Below are 25,784 nucleotides of genomic sequence, written 5' to 3'. Positions count from 1 at the left end.
TTGCCATTAGCTCTTATTAAAACTTACTTGTTATGAAAAAGCTATCTTGTTCAGGCCTTGTTCATCCATTTTTTTTGATCATTATCATTATTTTGATCTCAATTCCGATGGGTTTCTATGGCATGTATCTCTATATTGCCCCATCTTTGCCTGAAATGTCTACGCTTAAAAAGGCACCTTTATTAAAGCCTTTACAAGTTTTTAGCTCAGATAATGAGCTCATTACAGAGTATGGTGGCAAGCTTTCTGTTCCTGTGAATTATGAACAGATTCCGAAAGAATTTATTCACGCCTTCCTCGCTGCAGAAGATTCTAGTTTCTTCGAACACAGCGGGATCAGCTTTAAAGGCTTAGGACGTGCAGTCAGTGAAACTATTACCGGCTCTGATGTACAGACTGGCGGTTCGACCATTACCATGCAGGTCGCCAAAAACTACTATTTAAGTCCCGAACGTACTTTAAAGCGTAAGCTGACTGAAATTTTCCTGGCACGTAAAATAGAACAGAATTTAAGTAAAGAAGAAATTCTGACTTTATATGTCAATAAAATTTTCTTGGGGAAAAATGCTTACGGCATTGCGGCAGCAGCGAAAATCTATTACAACAAAAGTTTAGATGAGCTTTCGATTGCGCAAATGGCAATGATTGCTGGCCTACCTAAAGCACCTTCTCGTTATAATCCGGTGGCCAACCCTAAACGTGCATTAGAACGCCGTAACTGGATTTTAGGTCGCATGCTGCAATTGGGGTATCTGAATCAAAGCCAATATCAGGAAGCCATTGCTGAACCGATTAACCTGGATATGCCTGACCGCAGTACGCGTAACAAATTTCCCTACGTCGGTGAAATGGTTCGCTCCGAACTAGTAGAAAATTTTGGTGAACAGGCCATAGATTCAGGTTATAAAGTCTACACGACGATCCATAGTGAACGTCAGGCTTATGCTGAACAGGCGGTACAGGACGGTTTAGAAGCTTATGATCGTCGTCATGGCTGGCGAGGTGCCGAAGCTCATGATCAGCCCCTGCAAAATTTCCGTGTCTATGCCAATACTTATCCTGCTGAAGTGACCAAGGTCAATAATAATAGCTTTGAAGCGTTGATGCAGGATGGTACAACCGTAACTGTGCCTTGGTCAGGCATGTCCTGGGCCCGTCCTTATCGTAGTGCAGATAGTGTAGGTGCTGCACCAAGCAGAGCATCACAGATTGTCAAAGTTAAAGATATTGTTCGTTTAAGACCTAACGAGAATAAAAGTTCCTGGGCACTGGTACAAACGCCTCAGGTACAGGGCCAATTAATTGCATTGAACCCGAATAATGGTGCGATTGAAGCCATTGTGGGTGGTTATAATTTTTATCAATCCAAATTTAACCGTGCGACTCAAGGCTGGCGTCAGCCGGGTTCAACTATTAAACCCTTCGTTTACGCTCTGGCTTTAGAACGTGGTATGACTCCACACACCATGGTCAATGATGCACCGATTACTATTGGTAAATGGAGTCCGCGTAATTCGGATGGCCGTTATTTAGGGATGATTCCTTTACGTCGTGCTTTATATCTGTCACGTAACACGGTTTCAGTTCGTCTATTACAAACCGTCGGTATTGAACGTACCCGTCAGTTATTTATGGATTTTGGCTTGCAGGATAACCAGATTCCACGTAACTACACCATTGCTCTAGGCACGCCTCAGGTTTTACCAATCCAGATGGCCACTGGTTATGCTACGTTCGCCAATGGCGGTTATCGGATTCAGCCACATTTTATTACGCGGATCGAAGATGCCTATGGCAAGACCATTTTTGAGGCTAAGCCTGAATATGCCTGCATCTCGTGTATTAATGCTCAGGAAGAAAGTCCTCAACCAACAGCCGCACTCACTCCTGATGATGAAGCCATTGAAATCAATAACAAAACCTTAGCACAGAAACCAGAGACACCAAAAATCTCGGCTGAAGACAGTAATTACCGTCAGGCAGAACGTATTTTAAAATCTAGTTCTGCTTATGATATGGCCAATATCCTGCGTGATGTGATTCAGCATGGTACGGGACGTGCTGCTTTAAGAATTGGTCGTAGCGATATTGGGGGTAAAACCGGTACCACCAATGATGCCAAAGATGCCTGGTTTGCAGGTTTTAATGGCAAGCTGGTCACCGTTGCCTGGGTCGGTTTCGACCAGCCAAAAACTTTAGGTCGCCGTGAATACGGTGGCGTGGCAGCCTTACCAATCTGGACCGACTTTATGGGTAATGCCTTAAAAGGTACACCAGAAGCTTGGGTTCGCCTGGATCGTAATGCTAAAGCACCTATTAACCGTAATAAAGTCGTGCAAGGTGAGCAGGAACAGCATGATCCGTCTTCTCCACCTTTAGCGACGCCTCTGTATCGCCCTGCCCCGGTTGTGACACCTAAACGACAAAGCAATGATTTTGAAGATTTGCCTGATCAGGAAATTCGCATACCGGATGATGAAAGAGTGGCACCAAGAGACCAGCCACTACAACCAAATCGGGTGGTGGTGGATCCTTTGGAAAACTTGATTGAAGAAATTGAATAATCTGAACCAATAAAAAATCCCTCAATAATGAGGGATTTTTTATTTCTAAATAACCGATTTACTTCTTCTGAAATACATAAATCTGGAATTGGGCCATTAAATCGAATTGATCCTGCTGCTCAAGTGCCAAACGGCGTTCAGGTTTGGCTTTATAAGCATAGGGAGTCATAGCAATCAGGTTTTTTAAATCCGCTTGAGGCAAAGTCATTGGCGCATCAATCACCTGTTCACTTACCAGATTAAATACATCCTGCAACTGCTCAACAAATTTCTGTGGCTCGTGTGCTTTCACTTCCTCAAATAAGGCTTCACGCATCGCGTACAAATGTTGTGGTGCAGGCGTCACTACCATCAAATAAGATTTTGGCTTTAATACCCGCAAGATTTCCTGTTTCGGAATCGGGCTAAATAAGCTGGTACAGAGATCAATGAATTGATCCAATACCGGCAAGGTTGCCCCTGTCCCTACCACCCAGGTAATTTCTTTATTCAGTTTAGCTGCAACCTGAACTGCATTTTTGGCAATATCTACGCCGACACATTGCATGACTTCAGCCTGCATGGCATTGGTGTAATAGCCTTCGCCACAACCAATATCGAGCAGATTTTCAATCCGCAGCTCACGGATTTTCTTGACCACAGCCTGTTGCAAAGGCGCATAATGGCCTGCACTCAGAAATGCACGGCGTGCCTGCACAGATTCAGGCGTATCGCCCGGATTTTTACTATGTTTATGCTGCACCACATGCAGGTTCACATAACCCTGCTTGGCTACATCATAGCTATGCTGATTGTCACAGCGCCATGTACGTTCATTTAAGCGTAACTGCTCACGACAAACAGGACACATCAGTAGGTTCATTTTTAAATTTCTCCAAAACAAAAAAGCCGGCATGCGCCGACTTTTTCAAATGCATTTCTTAGCGTAATTTTAAGGTCATTAGACCCAAAACTACCAGCATAATCGTAATAATCCAGAAACGAATGACGACTTGAGTTTCACGCCAACCTTTCTTTTCATAATGGTGATGCAAAGGTGCCATCAGGAATACACGTTTATTACGCATTCTTAATGAACCGATTTGCAGGAAGACTGAAATTGCTTCCACCAGGAATACACCTGCCATAATCGCAAACACGATTTCCTGACGCACCATCACAGCAATCGTACCCAGCATTGCACCTAAAGATAACGCCCCTACATCACCCATGAACACTTGAGCTGGGTGAGCGTTATACCAGAGGAATGCCAGACCGGCACCAATCATCGCAGCGCAGATCACTACCAGTTCAGAAGAATATTTTACATAAGGGATATGTAAGTAGTTAGCGAAACGTACATCGCCTGCCAGATAAGCAAATACCCCTAAACCTGCCGCAACCAGGACAATTGGCATAATTGCCAGACCATCCAGACCATCAGTCAGGTTTACGGCATTGGATGCACCATTAATCACGAAGTAAGTGAAAATAATGAAGCCAATTCCCAGCGGAATCACAGACAATGGAATGGTGTGATCCTTAAAGAATGGAATTAACACATCCAGCATATTGGCAGTCACTACCGGATTCGGTTGCTGCTGGGCGATCACATACAGCGCAATACCAGCACCCAAAGAACCCACTGATGTCCAGAAGAATTTCTTACGTGCAGGTAAACCGGCATTGTCTTTATAACGGATTTTAATCCAGTCATCCGCCCAACCAACGGCACCAAAAATCACCATCACCGAGAGCACAATCCAGACATAAGGATTCGTCAGGTCCGCCCACAGTAAGGTGGAGATCCCGATCGAGAGCAGGATTAGCACCCCACCCATGGTCGGTGTGCCCATTTTCTTGGCATGATTCTCAGGAGCAAACGAACTTACTGCCTGACCATATTTTAGTGCCTGCAATTTGCGAATCATGATCGGACCTAAGACCAAACCGATAGTCATAGCAGTCAAAACGCTGAGCAAAGCACGTAAAGTTAAATAACGAACCACCTGAAACGTGCTATCAAAGCCCGCCAGCTGGTCAAATAGCCATAACAGCATTTAGAGTTTCTCCATCAATGCAGCCATTAATGTTTCCATATGGGTAAAACGCGACCCTTTAAATAGAAAAGACATTGGCTGGGGATGATGTGTTTCAATCAAATCAATTAAAAATGGTAAAGCCTGCTCCTGATTGAGGAAAGCCTGCATCTTCTTACCATATTGCGTACTACGTGCACCTTCTTGTGCAGCTGGAGCAAATTCACCCACAGCCACCACAAAATTAATGCCTTTGACCGATACCAGATCCCGACCAAGTTTATAATGCTCGATCGCGGCAGATGAACCCAGTTCACCGATATCACCGGTCACCATCACTCGAATACCCTGCTGCTGCGCTAAAACTTCAGCCGCTGCACGCATCGAGCTTGGATTGGCATTGTAGGTATCATCAATAAATAAAAAATCTTTGTGCGGAATAAAGTTCAAACGACCTTTGGCACCAACAGCCTGTTCAAGGCCAGCCACGATATCATCCAGACTAATACCAATCGCCAAAGAGAAAGCCACTGCTGCAGTTGCGTTCTGCACATTGTGTTCACCAGCAAATGGCAGATTTACAGTTATAGTGCCTTGTGGTGTATTTAACGTGAAAGTCGCAGATTGCGGATGTAGTTCTACGTCAGTTGCATAGACATCACCGCCCTGACCAAAACTTAGAGTCTTCTCGGTTTTGACGGCTGCACGAATCTGCTCGGCATAATCATCCGCTGCAGGCACAATCGAAGTTTCAGAAATATGTGAATAGATTTCAGACTTGGCGCGACAAATCCCATCACGACCACCAAACTCACCCAAATGTGCGGTACCGATATTAATGATACCGGCCACATGCGGCTGTACCAGATTGGAAGTGTAATCAATTTCACCCTGATGGCTCGCACCCAGCTCCATCACCGCATACTGATGTTCAGCACGCAGTTCCAGCAACATCATTGGGACACCCAAATCATTATTCAGGTTACCGCGAGTGACTAAAGTCGGTGCCAGACGTGACAGGATACTGCCCAGCATTTCCTTGGTCGTGGTTTTACCGCTACTGCCTGTCAAAGCAATGACTTTAAGCTGTGAGTTTTGCTGACGACGATAAGCGCCAAGATGACCCAGTGCCAGACGAGTGTCTTCAACTACTAGCTGGCAAATCTCTGCATCAACAGGTCGACTGACAATTGCGACTCCACAGCCCTTCTCAGCCACTTGGGCGATAAAGTCATGCGCATCAAAACGCTCACCTTTAAGTGCCAAAAAAACATCACCTGCTTCGGCATAACGGGAATCAGTTAAAATCCGCTTAATCTGACCTTCAGGTTTTTTATCATTCAGCCAATAACCCTGAGTGGCTTGCTGTAACTGTTCAATTGTCCATGGCTCTAGAGGCACGGTACTTGTTGTTGAAGTATGCATGTGAAATCCTAATGCGCTGGAAATGCTAAATCACGGTTGTGATGCTGGGCATCAATCGCGGCCTGTACCTCGACCACATCATCAAACCAATGTCGCACCCCATCAATCTCCTGATAATTTTCGTGTCCCTTACCGGCAATCACCACAATGTCACCTGGCTGTGCCTGGTCGACTACAAAGCGGATTGCTTCACGACGGTCATGAATTTCATGATAGGTTTTGCCTGAAAAATCGATACTCTGCTTCATGTCAGCGAAAATCTGGTTTGGATCTTCAGTACGCGGATTGTCCGAAGTCAGCACTGCAATATCAGCACCTTCGAGGGCCGCCTGAGTCATCAGCGGACGTTTGCCACGATCACGATCACCGCCACAACCAAAAGCAACCCAGAGTTTTTGACTGACATGGCGCTTCAGCGTAAGCAAGACCTGAGTCAGGGCATCTGGAGTATGTGCATAATCCACAACAAATAAACGCTCATCATCACGAATGACCTGCATACGGCCTGGGGCACCTTTCAGCTCGGGCACAGTTGCAATTAAATCGGCTAATGCAAAACCGGCTTGCTCTGCCACAACCAGGCTGGCAACCAGATTTTCGATATTAAAATGACCCAGCAAAGGACTATGCACAGTAAATGTATCTTGTGCAGTGATCAGTTTGAATTCAGCACCGGAAATACTGTACTGGATATCCTGAACCTGATAATCAGCTGCTTGCGACAAAGAATAAGTCAGAATTTTCGGCTGATTCGGATTGGCTTTTGCAGTATTCAGCATCACCTCTGCATGTGCGTCATCAATATTGATGACTGCAACTTTCAGAGATTCAAAGCTGAATAAACGCGATTTTGCTTCTGCATAAGCTTCCAGCGTACCGTGATAGTCGAGATGGTCACGACTTAAATTGCTATAAGCCGCAATTTCAATCGCACAACCATTCAGACGGCCCTGCTCCAGACCATGCGAACTCGCTTCAATTGAAGCAAATTCCGCGCCTGCCTGTGCATAGGCATGCAAGGCATTTTGCAATTGCAGGGCATCCAGTGTGGTATGAGAAGAGGCTTCCAGATTCGGCAAAACACCATTCCCTGTAGTCCCCATAACTGCACAAGCTTTGCCTTGCAGCATCAGCAACTCAGCAACCAGACGGGAAATTGTGGTTTTACCATTGGTACCAGTTACGGCCAGAATACGGGCAGCCTTGACTGGCTGAGTCGCTTGCAGATAGCGCTTTTGCCACTCGCCCATCAAGTGACGGACATTGGGTACTACCAAAGCTGGAGTAACACCTAGCTCTTGTTCTGAAATTACGGCCAGTGCACCCAATGACAGGGCTTTTTTGGCATATTCTGCGGTTTTTTCAGGTTGAGACAAGCTGGTCAGGGCAATAAAAATTTGCCCCAGTTTAACTTTGCGGCTGTCCAGTTCGAAACCCTGAAAGGATTGTCGCATCCATTCAGCAGGTTCTTGAACGGCGTAGAGATCTTGAAATGTAATGGACATTGATCACCTATTTACTGGACTTTGGGAGATTCTAAAGGTTTGTCCAACGGGACATTCAGCAAGCGTAAAGATTCCTGCATCACACGGGCAAAGACAGGTGCAGATACCATACCACCATAATAAGACCCTTGCGGATTTTCCACGACCACCACCATAGCAATACGCGGATCACTCACGGGTGCTACACCGGCAAATAAGGCACGGTATTCACTGGTTGAATAGCCTTTACGGTCGGCACGCAATTTATGCGCAGTACCGGTTTTACCTGCAACACGATAACCAGGTACGGTTGCACGGGTTGCTGTACCACCAGGCAGAGTTGCTGTTTCCATCATCAGCAGAACCTGTTCTGCGATTTGTGGATCAATCATCTGCTCGCCCTGTGGCTGTTCTTCTAATTTATACAGGCTTAAAGGCACTTTCACACCTTTGTTCGCCAGCATGGCATAGGCATCAGCCAGTTGCAGCACAGTCGCATTCAGACCATAACCATAGGCCATAGTTGCTACTTCAGATACATTCCATTTACTTGGCGGCAGAATCAAACCGGAACTTTCACCCGGAAATTTCACTGCGGAACGCTGACCAAAACCAAGACGTTTATAGAAAGTCGGTAAAGTTTCATACGGCAGTGACAGAGCTAATTTAGCTACCCCGACGTTTGATGATTTCTGGATAATCCCACCCAACGTCAACTGACCATAGTTATGCGTATCACGAATAGTGTGGTTTCCGACCCGCATACTACCTGGACTCGTATTGATGACCGAATTGGCCGTATATTTCCCGCTCTCTAGAGCCATCGCCACAGTTAGCGGCTTCATGGTTGAACCCGGCTCGAAGGAATCGACAGCGCCACGATTACGCATTGCGTCTTTATTTAATAAGCCATTCTTGTCATTCGGGTTATAAGAGGGCCAAGAAGACATTGCCAGAATTTCACCGGTTTTGACGTCGACTGCAATCGCTGTTGCGGAGCGGGCATTATTGGCGACGCCTGCTGCAGTCAGTTCACGATACATAATGTACTGTAAACGTGAGTCGATACTCAGGGTAATGTTTTCACCTGGCTCAACTTCTTTAATCACTTCCGGTTCTTTAACCCGGTTGCCTTTTTTGTCACGGATAATCTGCTGTTCACCATCCTGACCGGCAAGACGGGTATTCAGCTGCATCTCCAGACCTTCGATCCCAATTCCCTCACTATTGGTCAGACCAATAATCTGGGAGTTTGGCTGGGGCTGAGGATAATAGCGCTTATAGTTTTTCTCGGTATACACACCTTGGAAATTACGCTTCATGATCAGTTCCGCCTGTTGTGGCGGCACTTCTTTTTTCAGGATCAGATAACGTGAACGTGGACGCTCTTCCATCTTTTTGCGCAATTCAGCACGATCCATGCCCACTGCATCAGCCAGCTCATCCAGATTCAGGTTTTTATCTGGGAGCTGGCGTTTTAGTTTACGGCTATTCGGCTCTTTCTGTAGCGCCAGCATGGTTTCATCATAGAGTCTTTTATTATCAAAATAGTCACGTGGGTCAATCACGATTTTCATAATCGGCGTACTGATCGCCAGTGGAATACCATTACGATCATAAATTACGCCACGCATGGCCTTGATGGTATTGGTTCGTAAAATATTGGCATTGGCTTTATTTTGCAGAAAATCCTTATTAATAATCTGCACATAGAAAGCTCGGCCGATTAGTGTCACAAAACACAGCAGCACCACGGCCCACATGATGTAAAAACGGTTGATATAAACATTTAAGGCATTTTTCTCGGTGACGGACTGCTTTTTACGTACCGGTTGCTTCTTTCTCTTGTCTACCATGTTCGAGCGCTAGCCTTATTTTTTCTCATCTGAAGGTTGTGGTAAGGAAATCACGACACTCTGTGAAATCGGAGGTGAATACATCCTTAACTGGGTCACTGCACGGGTACCAATCTGCGCGGTCGCACCGAAAGTCTGCTGTTCAATCAGCAAACGTCCCCACTCTGCATTCAGGTCATCCCGTTCGCGCAGATAGGTACTTAGTTTGCGGTTATCCTGACGGTATTCAAAGACTTGGAAGACGACAAATACCGCACTGATGAAGACCATCAATATCAATATGAGGTAAATAATGACTTTTTTCAGCCATAACTTTTCTGTTTTTTTATCAACCACTTCAGTTTTCATGATGTGCCTATTAAGCTAAACGTTCTGCCACGCGCAGCCATGCGCTACGTGAACGAGGATTGGCTTTAACTTCCTCATCACTTGCCTTGACCCGGGCGATTTTCTTTAAACGTCGCGTATCCTTTTGTTGTTGCGGCATTCCCCAGCCTGAATCTTCTTCAAGCGTTGATTCTTTTTGAATAAACTGTTTAATCAACCGGTCTTCTAATGAATGAAAGCTGATCACAGCCAAACGTCCCTCTGGTTTTAAAATTTCAACCGCTTGAGGGAGGAAAGTTTCAATATCTTCTAATTCTTTATTAATAGCAATACGAATTGCCTGGAAAGTTCGGGTGGCAGCATGTTTATTTTTTTCCCATTTTGGATGGGCAACTTTCACAATTTCCGCCAGTTTGGCTGTGGTATCAATATATCCGGCAGCCTTGATCGCTTTGGCTATACGACGACTATAACGCTCTTCCCCATACTGAAAAATCACATTGGCCAGTGCTTCTTCTTCAATATCCACCAGCCATTCTGCTGCAGTCGGACCTTGCGAGTTGTCCATACGCATATCCAGCGGGCCATCTTTCATAAAGCTGAAACCGCGTTCTGCCTGATCCAGCTGCGGTGAAGACACCCCTAAGTCAGCCATCACACCATCTACACTTTCAATACCCTGCTCAGCTAATGCCTGTTTTAAATCAGCGAAGCTGGCATGGATAATTTTAAAACGTGAATCTCCCTGTTCCAGTTCTGCGGCAACAGCCAATGCTTGCGGGTCTTTATCGAAAGCATAGACGCGTGCATTTTCATCTAATTTGGAAAGTAATAAACGTGTATGCCCACCGCGACCAAAGGTTCCATCCACATAAATTCCCGTATTGCGACCAGCCAGTAAGGCATCAATCGTTTCGTGAAGTAATACAGAAATATGTGACATAAAAACTCAATCAATAGGGCGAAAAATTTAACTGCACATTATCACTCTGTTTAGCTAAAGCTCCAAACGACTTTTTGTAGATAAATATTAATTTCTATAGAGAAAACCGTTTTTATTTTTCGACAGCCGATAAAAAAGCCTCCATCGAGGAAGCTTTTTTATATTTTAAATTTATTTTCTAATCAACAGATTAACGCTTCGAGTTATAGATCTGGTCGAAGATTGCGCCATTCACAAAGTGAGTTTTCTGTGCATTGGCCCAGCCACCGAATACTTCATCAATGGTAAAGGTTTTAATTTTTGGGAACTGTGATGAATATTTGGCTAATACTTTCTCATTACGTGGACGGTAGAAATGTCGTGCTGCCATGTCCTGACCAAGTGGAGAGTAAAGATAGTTGATATAACCTTTAGCTAACCATTTATTGCCATTTTTATCTACGGTACGATCTACGATGGCTACAGAGGGTTCAGTCAGAATGGTCAAAGATGGATAAACGATATCAAACTTATTTTTACCGAGAGTTTTTTGTGTTACTAGGGCTTCATTTTCCCAAGTTAACAACACATCACCAATATTACGTTCAGCAAATGTGGTCATCGATGCACGTGCAGCAGAGTCCATCACTTTGACGTTTTTATAAAGCTTGCCGACAAATTCTTGGGCTTTGGCTTTGCTACCACCCGGCTGTTTCTCTGCATAACCCCAAGCTGACAGATAAACCCAACGTGGCAAGCCACCAGTTTTCGGATTTGGTGTAATAATTTCTACACCCGGTTTAGTCAGATCTTTCCAGTCTTTAATTCCTTTGGGGTTATCCTTACGTACCATGAAGACAATCGTTGAAGTATAAGGTGCAGAATTGTGCGGGAACTCTTTTTGCCAGCCTGGCTGGATCTGACCAGATCTTACGATCTCTTCAATATCGTTTGCCAATGCCAAGGTCACCACATCACCTTTTAAACCGTCAACCACAGAACGGGCCTGTTTACCTGAACCGCCGTGAGACTGTTTAAAGTTCACATCAATACCGGTTCGTTTTTTCCAGTAGGCACCAAAAGATTTGTTGAATTCGTCATAGAATTCACGGGTCGCATCATAAGAAACGTTCAGGAATTCACGATCCGCGGCTTGGCTCGCAGTTGCAGTAAATGTCAGACCTGTTGCCAATAAGGCAGCACTAACCAGTGATTTTAATTGAGTTTTCATAAGAGCATCGGGAGATTATCTTCATTAGATATAACTATATGAAATAAAATTATTTTTCGCAATTGAGCAAACAAAGTGCATACAGGGTAATATTTAGTTATTTTTTGTTTTAATTTCATGTTTTATATAATAAAAATATCTAAATTAAAGGCTTATTCTATTTTTATAGCATTTTATGCTTTAGATATAAAAAAAACGGATAATAAATTATCCGCTTTCTACTTATGGTTCAGTAATTAGAATTATTTACGGTTTTCCGCAGAGATTTGATCGTAGATGGCTCCATTCACAAAATGGGTTTTCTGCGCTTTTGCCCAGCCGCCAAAGACTTTATCAATGGTAAAAGTCTGGATTTTTGGGAATTGCGCCGCATATTTTGCTGCTGCTTTAGCATCACGTGGACGGAAGTAATATTTCGCTGCCAGCTCCTGCCCTTTTGGTGAATATAATTGACATACTCCCACCACTTTCGTTTTCACTCAAGTGGGGGATTCTAAAAGCAAAGCTCTTAGGCGACTTCCTCACGGATTTCGCTTGCTTTCTGCTTCTTAGGGCGACCTTTACCGCATCCACCCTCCACAGACAAAACGGCATGTCCTGCCGACAATATATTACGAGATGCGTTTAAATCCGCATTCGCAACATAACCGCATCCGACACACTCAAATTTAGCTTGAGTTTGTCGGTTTTCTTTTGCTACATGACCACATTCACAGCAGGTTTGACTTGTGTACTTCGGATCAACTTTTACAAGTAATCCACCTCGCCATTGTTGCTTATATTCCAACATACTAACGAGCATGCCCCAACCTTGATCTAGGATTGATTTGTTTAAGCCTGACTTAGCTTTTACATTCTTTCCTTGATTTTCGATTGTGCCACTTGCTGACTTCGACATATTTGCTACTTTTAAATCCTCAACAGCAATCATTGCGTGGTTTTTGCTGAGCGTTGTAGTGATTTTTTGCAAGTAGTCATGACGAATATTGGCAATGTGATGATGTAGTTTATTGATTTTAAAATTCAGTTTTTTCCAATTTTGACTAAATTTAACTTTCTTTCTCTGCTTCCGTTGAAGTCTAGCTAATTTAATCTGATTGGTTTTAAAGCTATTGATCGGGTCAAAGACCTGACCATTTGAGGTAGTGATTAATTTCTTAACACCAAGATCAACACCAATCGCTGATTTTGATGGGTGGATCGGCATTTCAGTAAGTTCTGTTTCAGTACAGAATGAAACGTACCAACGTCCTGACACCTTACTGATCGTCACATTTTTTATTGTGCCTAGAATCTCTTGCGACTTCCTGAATTTAATAACACCTACGCCATTAGGGAGTTTGAGTTTATTTCCTTTAACCCAACAGTATTTATCGAATTGTACAAGGCGAATGGAATCATAACCGTCTGATTTTTTCTTAAATCTAGGCATAAGTGGGCGCAACTGAACCTCAGTACCATCAGCCAATTTAAAAAATTTAGGTTTCTTAGGTTTGCGCTTTTTTTCTTTTAGTCGAGCATGTTCTTTAGGGTTGAAAAACTTCCCCCATGCTGATGCAAGATCACGAACTTTTTGTTGAAGTGACACAGCATTTGAATTTCCATCTAAAAAGCTAATCTGAGGATTCTTTTTCAGTGCTGTTATCTTTTTTACTAGATTCACCGCATTAATGTGTTTATTTTGAGCAAACATTTCAAATGAAATTGCTAATATTTGATTCCAAACAAAGCGTGCAGAGCCAACGAGATTATTTAAAATAACCTCTTGCTCGACATTAGGCTCAAGCCTAAATTTATACGCTTTATTGATTTTCATTAATGAGTGTGTATCTGGTAATATGGTGCTGATTCTAACATTTTAGGTATATTTTTTCAATGAGTGAGATATATAAAAACCGACATTCAGCCTTTAATCTTCATGTTCATTTAGTTTTTATAACGAAATATCGAAAAAAAATACTAGGTGAGTTGCATCATAAATATTTCAATGAGTGTGCAACTGAAATATGTAAAGATTTTGATGCTGAATTAAAGGAATGTAATGGTGAATCCGACCATGTTCACATGCTTATTCAGTATCCACCAACGGTACAGTTAAGCAAATTGGTTAATAATTTAAAGTCTGTAACAAGTAGAAGAATGCGAAATGAGTTTTTAGACTTGAGAGGGAATTATACAAAACCTGTTTTATGGTCAAGATCATATTTTGCAGGGTCTTGTGGTGGTGCGCCTTTGGAAATAATCAAACAATATATTCAGAATCAACAAGGTTGAAATTTGTGAAATTCACCTCCACCCTGACTGACGGGTGGAGTCCTCTTTCACTTGGAGATAGTTTAAATAACCTTTGGCCAAATTACGGTTACCATTTTTATCCACGGTCTTGTCGACAATCGCCACTGAAGGCTCAGCCAGAATGGAAATCGAAGGATAGACAATTTCATATTTATCTTTACCCAGACCTTGCGTAGCCAATAACGCTTCATTTTCCCAAGAGAGCAATACATCGCCGATCCCGCGTTCAACAAAGGTCGTTAAGGAACCACGCGCACCTGAATCCAATACTTTGACATTGGCATAGAGTTTTTTCACCAGTTCTTTGGCTTTGGCATCATTACCACCTGGCTGTTTTAGGGCATAACCCCAAGCCGACAAATAAATCCAGCGCAGTGCCCCCCCAGTTTTTGGGTTTGGCGTAATAATTTCAACGCCTGGTTTGGTTAGGTCATTCCAGTCTTTAATCTGTTTTGGATTGCCTTTACGAACCAGAAATACAATCGTAGAGGTATAAGGAGCCGAATTACTTGGGAACTCTTTCTGCCAGCCCTTTTCAATTAAGCCTGCATTGACAATTTCTTCGATGTCATTGGCCAGTGCCAAAGTGACTACATCGGCCTGCAAACCATCCACCACAGAGCGTGCCTGTTTGCCTGAACCGCCATGCGACTGTTTAAAGTTGACCGCTTGCCCAGTTTTCTGTTTCCAAAACTTGCCAAACTCTTCGTTATATTCCTGATAGAATTCACGGGTCGGATCATAGGAAACATTGAGAAAGTCTTTAGCAGCATAGCCAGGAATGGCACTTCCGCCAAGTAATACTAAAATAGTAGAAGTTATTATCTTTTTCATGATGGGCACTCATTGCTAATTTACTCAGCACTATATAAACAAAAAAATTACTTAACAATCATGTGTTTATAATATTTTATCCAATCATATTCTATTTTTGATATATATGCTCACAATTCATTTCGGATACATTTTCCCCTAAAAATTTAATATCCTACTACAATATAAGACAGTTCTTCACGATCTCTACACAGTTATCTGTTACAAATAGGCAACTTAAATGTGGAAATCCTGAGATTTAGTAATTTTCCACAGAGAAATATTAGTTTTTTGTAAAAAATGTGACTTGGTTCTACTTTTTCATATCTGAATGTGATTAGATTGTAGCCAGTATTATAACAACATTTTTAACAAAACAAGATTAACCAAAGCCAAGGAGGAAGTTTGGATATGAAATTTAAAATATTTACAGCCAGCATCCTAAGTCTTATCACGCTGTTCTCGATTCAACTTGGCCATGCCGTAGTTGTGAAAACAGAGCTACCTAAAGCCTCTGTAAGTGCAATTGAAGTGAAAACCTCACCAATTGAAAAAGCAATTCAGCAACATAAAGCTGATAAAAATGCTTTTCATACTGAGGATGAACTTAAAGCGCTGACTGCGTTCAAATCAAATCCGACTCAAAGCTTTTTTGCAGCTCAAAACTTGCGCTTTACCCGCTTTATGCAAAGTATCTTTTCTCCGAGCAATTCATAAGACTTAGTTTTAGTTCTCCACATTCGTTATATTTTGCTCATCCTGAAAAGCCGCATCATTCAATGTTGAATAAAGCATTAAGTGATGTGGCTTTTTCGTTATAATAGCTGCAATTTTATATTTAAGATTAGATCCGGTTATGACTGTTCGTACTCGTATTGCACCTTCTCCTACCGGTTTCCCGCATGTGGGAACTGCCTATATTGCCCTGTTCAACCTGTGTTTTGCCAAACAGCACGGTGGCGAATTCATTCTTCGTATTGAAGATACGGATCAGCTGCGTTCTACTCCTGAATCTGAAAAAATGATTCTGGACTCCCTACGCTGGTTAGGCCTGAACTGGTCAGAAGGTCCAGATGTCAGTGGTCCACATGCACCGTACCGTCAGTCAGAACGCATGAGCATCTATAAAAAATACGCAGAAGAACTGGTAGATAAAGGTCATGCCTTCTACTGCTTCGCAACAGCGCAAGAACTGGATGAAATGCGTGCTGAACAGCAGGCTCGTGGCGAAACTCCACGCTATGATGGCCGCGGTCTAAAACTGTCTAAAGAAGAAGTGGCACGTCGTCTGGCAGCTGGTGAACCGCACGTGATCCGTATGAAAGTGCCGACTGAAGGGGTATGTACCTTTAATGACATGCTCCGTGGTGAAGTAGAAATTCCATGGGCGCAAGTCGACATGCAAATTCTGCTAAAAACGGATGGTCTGCCAACTTACCATTTGGCAAACGTGGTTGATGATCACCTGATGCAAATTACGCATGTGATTCGTGGTGAAGAATGGATTCCATCTGCACCGAAACATCAGTTGCTGTACAAATACTTTGGTTGGGACATGCCAGTCCTGTGCCACATGCCTCTACTGCGTAACCCAGACAAATCAAAACTGTCTAAACGTAAGAACCCGACCTCAATTAACTACTACAAAGATATCGGCGTATTGCCAGAAGCATTGCTGAACTATCTAGGCCGTATGGGCTGGTCAATGCCAGATGAGCGTGAAAAATTCACTTTGGCTGAAATGATTGAACACTTTGACATTAACCGTGTCTCTCTGGGTGGTCCTATCTTCGATATTGAGAAACTCAACTGGTTAAATGGCCAATGGATTAAAGCTCTCTCTCCTGCTGAACTGTTAGATACCTTACTGGCTTGGAAAGCAGACCGTGCCAAACTGGAAGAAATCGCTGCTGCAATTCAACCACGGATCAATCTGCTGTCTGAAGCAGTGAACTGGTCAGCGCACTATTTCAACCATTTCCCGACTTTGACTAAAGAACAGTTCGAAAGCAAAAAACTTTCTGAAGAACAAGTGCGTCAAAGCCTGCAATTTGCGATCTGGCGTCTAGAAAGCCTGTTCACCTGGAACAATGACACTGTTAGCCAAACGTTGATGGATCTGGCGAATCAGATGAGCATTAAATTACGTGACTTTATGCCAGCGTTCTTTATTGCGATTGCCGGTTCAACCGCTTCTACCCCAGTCATGCAGACCATGGTCACTATTGGTCCGGATCTAACTTTTGCCCGTCTGCGCCACGCGCTGGAAGTGGTCGGTGCTCCTAGCAAGAAAGAAGTAAAAGCTTGGGAAAAACTGAATGAGAGTCTGAAACTGCCGAAAAATGAAGCAGTTGATCAAGCTTAATTTATTTTTTAGTTGACGTCTAAGCGTTATATCCATAATATAGCGCTCACACAGACTGGGGTCATAGCTCAGTTGGTAGAGCGCTACAATGGCATTGTAGAGGTCAGGAGTTCGATCCTCCTTGACTCCACCAAATAAGTCTTGCTTTACCTGTGTATTTGCCTCATTTGTCCCTATCGTCTAGAGGCCTAGGACATCGCCCTTTCACGGCGGTAACCGGGGTTCGAATCCCCGTAGGGACGCCATATTCAAGATGGCAACATCTTAATAAAAAACCCAAGCATTGTGACTTGGGTTTTTTATTGTCTGTCTGTTTTATATTGGCGGTATTTCGGTTTTTGCGTATCTTCCGATAAAATAATCAGTAATTTAGAATTTTGGAGTAGTAATGCAATATCGTTGCCCTAAATGTCAAAGCCCAAAAATCATGCCCGTTGCTCAGCCAGGTCAACCGGCGGCGCGCCCAGTCGTGCCTAAAAGCCTGATCATGCTGGTGCCTGCCCTGTTTGTATTATTGCTGCTGGTCATCATTAGCATCGCGATGTGGATTTTTGGAGATGGTGCAGGTACGACTTTACAGACCGCTACTGTGATCGTGTTTATTATCTGTCTGATCGCAGGCTTCATGTTCTATAAAGATTTGCCTGATTTTAAAATTTCCATGCAGGCTTTCATGCAAAGCCAAAAGAAATGGAAATGCCGTGAATGCAATCATGAGTGGGAAATCTGATTTCTAGAGTTCACTCATTTTCAAAGCCGAAAAATCTTGCATGTTTATGCAAGATTTTTTTATTAGTAAAACTAAATCTTCTAACCCCTAATATCAAAATGTCGACTAGAACAACAAATTCATATTTCTTCCAATTTGCTTCACTTTTAAAATGAAGTTTTTTTATTTCTACTGCTTGTTTTTGCTCATTAAATACACAAAAATATCAACATGAGACTAAAAGCATGTAATTCATTACCGAAATAAAACCGCTTTATATTGTAGTCTTTAGTGGATAGTTTAATTAATTGTTAATAATGGCAAAGGTGAGGAATAAAAATGCTTAAACTTAAAAAAGTCATACATTTTCTGTTTTCTCATGATGAGCCAACAGGTTCAGAAATGGAAAATTATATTTCTGAAGCAGACACCTATTATCTGGAAGCTGTACAGTTTGAAAAGCTTTGCCATATTTTAAAGCAACGCCAAGCTGAACAATTTCAAATTACGCAGCTAGAGCAGCAAGAAAATTATCAACGCAATGCTTTCTGGAACTACTTAAGTGCAGCAACACGTGGTCACGCCGAAGCGCAATATAGACTGGGTAAACACTTTCTTAAAGGTAGTCTAGGTTTAGATCAGAATTATTTTCATGCTGAGGAATGGCTGAATAAGGCTAAACAGCAAGGTCATTTAAAAGCTGCACAACTGTTATCAAATACTTATAGCCAAATGAGTGTCCAATATTAAAGAAAAAAACCAGCCCGAAAGCTGGTTTTTTTATGCGCTTTGATTAAGCACCAATTTTGCGATATTTCTGACGCTTCGCTGCCAGATCATCGCCATATTTCTTACGGCGATACTCTTCAAACTCGGTATAGTTACCGGTGAAGAATTCTGGAGTCTCATCTTCAAATGACAAGATGTGAGTCGCAATACGGTCCAGGAACCAACGGTCATGCGATACCACCATCACACAGCCCGGGAAGACCAAAATCGCATCTTCTAACGCACGTAAAGTTTCTACGTCCAAGTCGTTTGATGGTTCATCGAGCAGGATTACGTTCGCACCTTGTTGCAGGATTTTCGCAAGTTGTAAACGGTTACGCTCACCACCTGACAATTCACCTACACGTTTTTGCTGATCTTGGCCTTTAAAGTTAAAGCGCCCAATATAAGCACGAGATGCAATTTCGTAATCACCCACTTTCAGGATATCCAGACCGCCAGACACTTCTTCCCAAACGGTTTTATTGTCATCCAGGGTGTCACGAATCTGACCCACATAAGCAACTTTTACAGAATCACCCAAAGTCACTGTACCAGTATCGGGTTGCTGTTCGCCCGTCATCATACGGAACAATGTAGTTTTACCTGCACCGTTTGGACCTACGATACCGACAATCGCTGTTGGTGGTACTGTGAAAGACAAGTCTTTATACAGCAGTTTGTCACCAAACGATTTGCTAATCCCTTCAACTTCAACCACCTTGTTGCCCAGACGCGGACCAGGTGGAATATAGATTTCAGATGTTTCGTTACGTTGCTGGAATTCACGAGAGTTAAGCTCTTCGAAACGCTCCATACGTGCTTTGTTTTTCTTCTGCTGGCCTTTCGCATTTGAACGAACCCATTCAAGTTCTTTTTTCAATGCTTTAGCAAACGATTCTTCCTGCTTGTTCTCTTGTTCTAAACGCGCATTTTTCTGTTCCAGCCAAGAAGAATAGTTACCTTGGTAAGGAATACCATGTCCACGGTCAAGCTCCAGAATCCACTCGGCCACGTTATCAAGGAAGTAACGGTCGTGCGTAATCGCTACGATGGTGCCCGGGAAGTCTTTCAGGAAGCGTTCCAGCCAAGATACAGACTCTGCATCCAAGTGGTTAGTTGGTTCGTCGAGAAGCAGCATGTCTGGTTTAGACAGCAGTAAACGGCACAATGCAACACGACGGCGTTCACCACCTGAAAGCATGGTTACATCTGCATCCCATGCAGGCAGATTTAATGCTGCTGCAGCCTGTTCCAGCTGGTTATTCAGGTTATGCGCATCCCAAGTCTGGATAATTGCTTCCAGTTTTTCCTGCTCTTTTGCTAGTGCATCGAAGTCTGCATCTGGATCTGCATAGTCTGCAAATACCTGATCAAGGCGCTCTAATGCATCAAGTGCTTCACGTACGCCGTCTTCAACGTTGCCACGAACGTCTTTGGTTGGATCAAGTGGTGGTTCTTGCTCGAGGTAACCAATTTTGATACCCGGTTGCGCACGTGCTTCACCAGAGAAATCTTTATCTACGCCCGCCATAATACGAAGCAAAGTAGATTTACCTGCACCGTTCAGACCAAGCACACCAATTTTTGCGCCTGGGAAAAATGATAAGGAGATATCCTTGAGGATTTCGCGCTTTGGCGGAACCATCTTGGACACTCGGTTCATCGTATAAATATATTGGGCCACGTAGGACTCCTCAATTGAAAAACCAAATGGGGGAAGAAACAAACTCCCCCTGCTCAATCATGAGCGAAAAAATAATCGGCTATTATACGCAGAAAGTCTTCAAAACATAAGCCATTCACGTGAAGTTAATGCCTTGTTACAAGTTTAATCCTGTTTATTTTTCAAACAGCATTTCTAACACCTAAACTTGCATTATTTTATTGATGCTATATCGTTAATTAAGATATTCATTTGAATAAATATGCACTTTTCTTCATATTTCAAGTGCTAATATTTGAGCAGTTTCATTACAGCTAAAAACACAAGAAGACCAACGATCATGACTTATAAAGCAGAAACTTTAGCGATTCACGCAGGCTATAGCCCGGAACCTACTACTAAAGCTGTTGCGGTTCCCATTTATCAAACCACCTCATATGCCTTTGACAATACTCAGCACGGTGCAGACCTGTTTGACCTGAAAGTTCAGGGCAATATTTATACCCGCATCATGAACCCTACCACAGCGGTGCTAGAACAACGTATTGCAGCTCTGGAAGGTGGTATTGGTGCGCTGGCTTTAGCTTCGGGTATGGCTGCGATTACCTATGCGATTCAGACCATTGCTGAAGCGGGTGACAATATTGCTTCGGTGTCTACTTTATATGGCGGCACTTATAACCTGTTTGCACATACCCTGCCTAAACAAGGGATCGAAGTTCGTTTCTTTGACTATCAAGATCCGGAAGCATTACGTGGCCTAATTGATGACAAGACCAAACTGGTTTTTGTGGAATCAATTGGTAACCCGCTGGGTAATATTATTGACCTCGAAGCGATTTCCAAAATTGCCCATGAATATGGCGTACCAGTCATCGTTGATAATACGGTTGCCACCCCAGTCCTACAGAAATCTTTTGATTTCGGTGCCGACATCGTGGTGCATTCACTCACCAAATACATTGGCGGTCATGGGAATTCGATCGGCGGTATTATCGTGGATAGTGGCAAGTTCCCATGGGGTCAACATGCCGAGCGTTTCCCTGCTCTGAATACACCTGATCCGAGTTATCATGGTGTGAATTATATTGAAGCTTTAGGTGAAGCGGCGTATATCGCGCGTGCTCGTGTCGTACCTCTGCGTAATACCGGGGCAGCGATCAGCCCGCAAAATGTATTTTTAATTCTGCAAGGCTTGGAAACTTTGAGCCTGCGTATGGAACGTCATACCGAAAATGCGCTGAAGGTTGCAGAATATTTGCAGCAGCATCCGAAAGTAAAATGGGTCAATTATGCCGGGCTGAAAGATCATCCGCAGCATGCTTTGGCACAAAAATATGTGAAAGGTAAACCGTCTGCCATTCTGACTTTTGGTGTAGAAGGTGGCCGTGAAGGCGGTGCCCGTTTTATTGATGCCCTGCAACTGTTCACCCGTCTGGTCAATATTGGGGATGCGAAGAGTCTGGCCTGCCACCCGGCAACGACCACCCACCGCCAGCTCAATCCTGAAGAGCTTAAATCAGCAGGTGTGAGTGAAGATATGGTTCGTTTATCGATCGGGATTGAACATATTGATGACCTGATTGCGGATCTGGAACAGTCTCTCGCAGCAGTTTAAGCGCCATTTTAAAGCAGAAAACTCCAGCAAAAATGCTGGAGTTTTTTTATTTATTTTTTTGAATACAATCACTTGCTTTGTGATTTATTTTCATGATAAAAATCAATTGAAACGGCGAACACAAATAGAGCAATTACTCTAATTTTTATTTTATTTTCAATAATTTAATGTATAGATTTTCTTAAATAATTAGTTATCATATTAGTACTCATCTTCGCTCTTATCTCTGTTAGAGCCATCTTTGATTTTTTAATAAAAATAATTTGAACGCAGTCTTCAAATTAGGGATAACAAACGTGAAAACTAGACTACAGAAACAATTGGAAAAACGTATTGCAGGTAAAACTGTCCTTATTACAGGCGCATCCAGTGGTATAGGTTTAACGACGGCACATCAGCTGGCAGATGCTGGCGCACATGTTTTACTGGTCGCGCGTACCAAAGACACCCTAGAACAAGTAAAAAAAGAAATTGAATCCAAAGGCGGTAAAGCTTCGGTATTTCCATGTGATCTCAACAATATGGAATCCATTGATGAAGTGTCCAAACAGATTATTGCTTCAGTCGACCATATCGATATCCTGATTAACAATGCGGGCCGCTCGATTCGCCGTGCAGTGCATGAATCAGTGGATCGTTTTCATGATTTTGAACGTACCATGCAGCTAAATTATTTTGGTGCAGTGCGCCTGGTGATGAATATCCTGCCGCAAATGATGATTCGCCGTGCAGGTCATATCATTAATATCAGCTCGATTGGTGTATTGGCGAACGCCACCCGCTTCTCGGCTTATGTCGCATCTAAAGCGGCACTGGATGCTTTCAGCCGCTGTCTGTCTGCAGAAGTCCATTCACATAAAGTTGCAATCACTTCAATTTATATGCCTTTGGTTCGTACACCAATGATCGCACCGACCAAGATCTATAAATATGTGCCTACCCTGTCTCCGGAACAGGCAGCTGAACTGGTTGCTTATGCGATTGTGAAACGTCCGAAGAAAGTCGCAACCAATTTGGGACGTCTGGCTTCGATTACCTATGCGATTGCACCAGACATCAACAATGTCCTGATGTCGATCGGTTATAACCTGTTCCCAAGCTCTTCAGCATCAGTGGGTCAGCCGCAAAAACTGAACTGGGTGCAAAAGGCCTATGCGCGGATCTTCCCGGGCGAGCATTGGTAATTTCTTCAAGAATATTTCGGCCGCCTAAGGGCGGCTATTTTATTTCTGCACTTTAGAGATTCAACCGCTCAGGTTTATAATCTGAATGTGCCTAACGACACATCCTGTCTTTTCAGGTACAGATTTTTGCCGCAAATGCGACGAGATCACGTACACTATGGACGGATATTTCCTATCCATCTTTTTATATTCTGATTCAATTAATGGAAACCCTTATGAACAACGTGCAATGGCTCGATGAAGTAAAATTTAACGAACAAGGTCTGATCCCTGCCATTGCCCAGCACCATCAAACTGGTCGTGTATTGATGGTCGCCTGGATGAATCGTGAAGCGCTGGCTTTAACTGCTGAAAAAAATCAGGCGGTATATTTCTCCCGTTCACGTAACAAGTTATGGCATAAGGGTGAAGAATCTGGTCATTTCCAGACTGTGCATGAAATCCGTCTGGACTGTGATGCGGACGTGATTATTTTACAGATTGAACAGCATGGTGGTATTGCCTGCCATACCGGCCGTGAATCATGTTTCTATCGTAAACTGACACCGAATGGCTGGGAAATTGTGGATGCACAAATTAAAGATCCAGCAGCAATCTATGGTGAAAAATCAACAAATCCACATACCCTTGCTATGAATGCCTCAACTGCTCAGTCTGAACAGGTTGAAGTATTATCATACTTGGGCGAGATGATGGCAGAGCGTAAGAAAGCTGATCCGGAATCCTCTTATGTGGCCAAGCTGTACCATAAAGGTTTAAACAAGATTCTGGAAAAAGTCGGTGAAGAAAGCTTTGAAACCGTGATCGCGGCTAAAGATTTCAAAACTGAAGCCTCTGAAGACAACAAGAATGACCTGATCTATGAAGTAGCTGATCTGTGGTTCCATACCATTGTCATGCTTGGTTATTTTGACCTTGATCCACAACTGGTCCTGAATGAACTGGCACGCCGTCAGGGTCTATCCGGTCTGGTTGAAAAAGCCAATCGTCAACATTAAGTCGTGAATGAATCTACCTGTGTCTGATCTGCAAAAACCCAAAGCGACCTATGAGCAGGCCACTGCCATTGATAACGCACGTCTGGGAAAATCTTTTAAAGTCATTGCCTATGCGGGCACAGGTAAAACTACGACCCTGCAAATGATCAGTGATGCCATGCCGGAACGGCGCGGCATGTATCTGGCGTTTAATAAGTCCATTGCCTCAGAAGCACAAAACAAGTTTCATCGGGGTGTGGACTGCCGAACGTTTCACTCCCTGGCTTTTCGCAGTGTTCCACGTGGAGTCACGGATAAACTACGCCTACCGCGTTTAAGTCCAAGCTTTATTGCCAAAGAATATCGCCTTGAACCGATGACCTTGCGCCGGATGATGGGCGGACGTTATGAAAAATATGTACTGATGCCTTCGCGTCTGGCCAGTCTGGTCGCGAATGCAGTTGGCTATTTCTGCTCAACCAGTTCGCAATATCCCGCCCCGCGACATATTCAGGCACCGAGCTGGCTACACCCAGATGATATTGAAGCATTGCAAAAGAAACTTTATCCAGCAGTTGAACGGCGTTGGTTAGAGTCAATTGATCCCAATCATCAGGCCGGGATTGGGCATGATATTTACCTGAAACTTTGGGCATTGTCTGAGCCCAATATTCCTGCCGACTATGTGCTGTTTGATGAAGCACAGGATGCCGACCCACTGATGCTGGGAATTTTGCTGAAACAGCGTAGCACTCAGGTCATCTATGTCGGCGATGCGCATCAGCAGATTTATGCCTGGCGTGGCGCAGTGAATGCCATGCAGCAGCTGCCGCTACCCGAATCTCGTCTGACCACTTCATTCCGTTTCGGGCCTGAAATTGCGTTAAATGCCAATGCGATTTTGGGAGCATTGAATGAAACCGTGCCCCTACTCGGTAATCCGCACTTAAACTCCAAAGTCGTCAATAAACCGCACACTAAATTACGCGATGCGATTCTATGCCGGACCAATGCGCGTGCTATGGAACTATTACTTGCCGGTTTAGTACGTGGCGATAAAGTCAGCCTGCAAGCCGATCATGTCAAATTAAACCGTTTTGTTGATGCCGCTGCGATGCTGAAACAGGGCAAACGTGTGGTTGATGTACCTGAACTGGCCTGGTTTAATTCCTGGCATGATGTACACGAATACTGTGAGACCAATGAAGGCAGTGATATCAAGCCTTTAGTCAAACTGGTTGATGAACATGGTACTGATCCCCTGAAAACTGCTCTCGCCAAAATCACGCCGATTGGGCAAGCGGACTACATCATCTCTACCGCACATAAGGCCAAAGGTCTGGAATGGGATCGCGTTCATATTGAAGATGATTACCAGTTCAAGCTGAATGAGAAAGACCATAAAATTAGTGACGAAGAGTTACGTCTGCTGTACGTGGCCTGTACTCGTGCTAAAGTAAGCTTAAATATTCATCACATTTATGACCTCATTCAACAACTGAAAATCAGGATGCCACAGTCACTGCGCCAAGCCGTTGGCTAAGGTAAAACATAGATGTAAA

Annotated in this window: 20 protein-coding genes, 2 tRNA genes and 2 pseudogenes; 12 read left to right on the top strand and 12 right to left on the bottom strand. The window is 43.4% G+C overall.

The features are described 5' to 3' along the window. Positions 1–32 precede the first annotated feature (32 nt). Positions 33–2,564 (top strand): penicillin-binding protein PBP1a, encoded by a 2,532-nt coding sequence (gene ponA / locus FTU01_RS02510; protein ID WP_180138019.1) that lies wholly within the window; start codon positions 33–35, stop codon positions 2,562–2,564. 58 nt (positions 2,565–2,622) lie between these two features. On the opposite strand, the gene FTU01_RS02505 is transcribed toward ponA, so the two are convergent. The 10 genes and pseudogenes from FTU01_RS02505 to FTU01_RS02460 all read right to left on the bottom strand — a co-directional run bounded on the left by FTU01_RS02505 (position 2,623) and on the right by FTU01_RS02460 (position 13,643). Further along, entirely contained in the window at positions 2,623–3,426 is an 804-nt protein-coding gene (locus FTU01_RS02505; RefSeq protein ID WP_180104160.1) for a putative RNA methyltransferase, read from the bottom strand. A gap of 58 nt (positions 3,427–3,484) precedes the next feature. After that, positions 3,485–4,603: a phospho-N-acetylmuramoyl-pentapeptide-transferase gene (gene mraY, locus FTU01_RS02500; RefSeq protein ID WP_180016598.1), complete on the bottom strand. Its 1,119-nt coding sequence runs from the start codon at positions 4,601–4,603 to the stop codon at positions 3,485–3,487. Next, positions 4,604–6,007: a UDP-N-acetylmuramoyl-tripeptide--D-alanyl-D-alanine ligase gene (gene murF / locus FTU01_RS02495; RefSeq protein WP_180011368.1), complete on the bottom strand. Its 1,404-nt coding sequence runs from the start codon at positions 6,005–6,007 to the stop codon at positions 4,604–4,606. It abuts the gene before it with no gap. 8 nt (positions 6,008–6,015) lie between these two features. Continuing rightward, a complete protein-coding gene (locus FTU01_RS02490; protein ID WP_180011366.1) occupies positions 6,016–7,512 on the bottom strand; it encodes a UDP-N-acetylmuramoyl-L-alanyl-D-glutamate--2,6-diaminopimelate ligase in 1,497 nt (498 codons plus the stop codon). Between the two features lie 11 nt (positions 7,513–7,523). Then, positions 7,524–9,347 (bottom strand): penicillin-binding protein PBP3, encoded by a 1,824-nt coding sequence (gene ftsI / locus FTU01_RS02485; protein WP_166139556.1) that lies wholly within the window; start codon positions 9,345–9,347, stop codon positions 7,524–7,526. 15 nt (positions 9,348–9,362) lie between these two features. Continuing rightward, positions 9,363–9,695, bottom strand: a complete 333-nt coding sequence (gene ftsL, locus FTU01_RS02480; RefSeq protein WP_159122699.1) for a cell division protein FtsL — start codon at positions 9,693–9,695, stop codon at positions 9,363–9,365. 10 nt (positions 9,696–9,705) lie between these two features. Next, positions 9,706–10,617 carry a 16S rRNA (cytosine(1402)-N(4))-methyltransferase RsmH gene (rsmH, locus tag FTU01_RS02475; RefSeq protein ID WP_034702209.1) on the bottom strand — a complete coding sequence of 304 codons (912 nt, stop codon included), beginning with the start codon at positions 10,615–10,617 and terminating at the stop codon, positions 9,706–9,708. A gap of 190 nt (positions 10,618–10,807) precedes the next feature. Then, a complete protein-coding gene (locus tag FTU01_RS02470) occupies positions 10,808–11,827 on the bottom strand; it encodes a sulfate ABC transporter substrate-binding protein (RefSeq protein ID WP_159122700.1) in 1,020 nt (339 codons plus the stop codon). 242 nt (positions 11,828–12,069) lie between these two features. Beyond that, positions 12,070–12,276: pseudogene (locus tag FTU01_RS02465) on the bottom strand (sulfate ABC transporter substrate-binding protein); the annotation flags it as partial. Positions 12,277–12,335: 59 nt separating this feature from the next. Continuing rightward, entirely contained in the window at positions 12,336–13,643 is a 1,308-nt protein-coding gene (locus FTU01_RS02460) for an RNA-guided endonuclease TnpB family protein (RefSeq protein WP_180138017.1), read from the bottom strand. Positions 13,644–13,702: 59 nt separating this feature from the next. Here FTU01_RS02460 and tnpA point away from each other — a divergent pair, with 59 nt between their 5' ends. Further along, the gene (gene tnpA, locus FTU01_RS02455) at positions 13,703–14,101 is read left to right on the top strand and encodes an IS200/IS605 family transposase (RefSeq protein WP_004970281.1); all 399 of its coding nucleotides are present in this window, start codon (positions 13,703–13,705) and stop codon (positions 14,099–14,101) included. 54 nt (positions 14,102–14,155) lie between these two features. Here the strand turns inward: tnpA and FTU01_RS02450 are convergent. Further along, a pseudogene (locus FTU01_RS02450) lies at positions 14,156–14,956 on the bottom strand (sulfate ABC transporter substrate-binding protein); the annotation flags it as partial. Between the two features lie 390 nt (positions 14,957–15,346). Here FTU01_RS02450 and FTU01_RS02445 point away from each other — a divergent pair. The 6 genes from FTU01_RS02445 (at position 15,347) to FTU01_RS02420 (ending at position 18,759) form a co-directional block, all read left to right on the top strand. Next, positions 15,347–15,652, top strand: coding sequence for a hypothetical protein (locus tag FTU01_RS02445; RefSeq protein WP_180138015.1), 306 nt, complete (start codon positions 15,347–15,349; stop codon positions 15,650–15,652). Between the two features lie 139 nt (positions 15,653–15,791). Continuing rightward, positions 15,792–17,300, top strand: coding sequence for a glutamate--tRNA ligase (gltX, locus tag FTU01_RS02440; protein WP_159122702.1), 1,509 nt, complete (start codon positions 15,792–15,794; stop codon positions 17,298–17,300). 57 nt (positions 17,301–17,357) lie between these two features. After that, positions 17,358–17,433, top strand: a tRNA-Ala gene (locus tag FTU01_RS02435). A gap of 36 nt (positions 17,434–17,469) precedes the next feature. After that, positions 17,470–17,545 (top strand) — tRNA-Glu (locus FTU01_RS02430). Positions 17,546–17,688: 143 nt separating this feature from the next. Continuing rightward, positions 17,689–18,030: a hypothetical protein gene (locus FTU01_RS02425; protein WP_004787163.1), complete on the top strand. Its 342-nt coding sequence runs from the start codon at positions 17,689–17,691 to the stop codon at positions 18,028–18,030. A gap of 318 nt (positions 18,031–18,348) precedes the next feature. Then, a complete protein-coding gene (locus FTU01_RS02420; RefSeq protein WP_159122703.1) occupies positions 18,349–18,759 on the top strand; it encodes an SEL1-like repeat protein in 411 nt (136 codons plus the stop codon). Positions 18,760–18,802: 43 nt separating this feature from the next. Here the strand turns inward: FTU01_RS02420 and ettA are convergent, their stop codons facing one another. Beyond that, positions 18,803–20,464 carry an energy-dependent translational throttle protein EttA gene (gene ettA, locus FTU01_RS02415; RefSeq protein ID WP_005233568.1) on the bottom strand — a complete coding sequence of 554 codons (1,662 nt, stop codon included), beginning with the start codon at positions 20,462–20,464 and terminating at the stop codon, positions 18,803–18,805. A gap of 319 nt (positions 20,465–20,783) precedes the next feature. On the opposite strand from ettA, the gene FTU01_RS02410 reads away from it, so the two are divergent. The 4 genes from FTU01_RS02410 to FTU01_RS02395 all read left to right on the top strand — a co-directional run bounded on the left by FTU01_RS02410 (position 20,784) and on the right by FTU01_RS02395 (position 25,765). After that, positions 20,784–22,061: a bifunctional O-acetylhomoserine aminocarboxypropyltransferase/cysteine synthase gene (locus tag FTU01_RS02410; RefSeq protein ID WP_180138013.1), complete on the top strand. Its 1,278-nt coding sequence runs from the start codon at positions 20,784–20,786 to the stop codon at positions 22,059–22,061. Between the two features lie 296 nt (positions 22,062–22,357). Further along, entirely contained in the window at positions 22,358–23,245 is an 888-nt protein-coding gene (locus tag FTU01_RS02405) for an SDR family NAD(P)-dependent oxidoreductase (RefSeq protein WP_034169744.1), read from the top strand. Positions 23,246–23,460: 215 nt separating this feature from the next. Continuing rightward, positions 23,461–24,243, top strand: a complete 783-nt coding sequence (hisIE, locus tag FTU01_RS02400; RefSeq protein ID WP_159122705.1) for a bifunctional phosphoribosyl-AMP cyclohydrolase/phosphoribosyl-ATP diphosphatase HisIE — start codon at positions 23,461–23,463, stop codon at positions 24,241–24,243. Between the two features lie 19 nt (positions 24,244–24,262). Beyond that, entirely contained in the window at positions 24,263–25,765 is a 1,503-nt protein-coding gene (locus tag FTU01_RS02395) for an AAA family ATPase (RefSeq protein WP_034590271.1), read from the top strand. The last annotated feature ends 19 nt before the right edge of the window (positions 25,766–25,784 follow it).

The sequence above is a fragment of the Acinetobacter sp. YH12043 genome (assembly GCF_013419915.1).
Classification (GTDB): domain Bacteria; phylum Pseudomonadota; class Gammaproteobacteria; order Pseudomonadales; family Moraxellaceae; genus Acinetobacter.
Note: the sequence above shows the minus strand (reverse complement) of the source record. Positions and strands in the feature narration are given on the sequence as shown.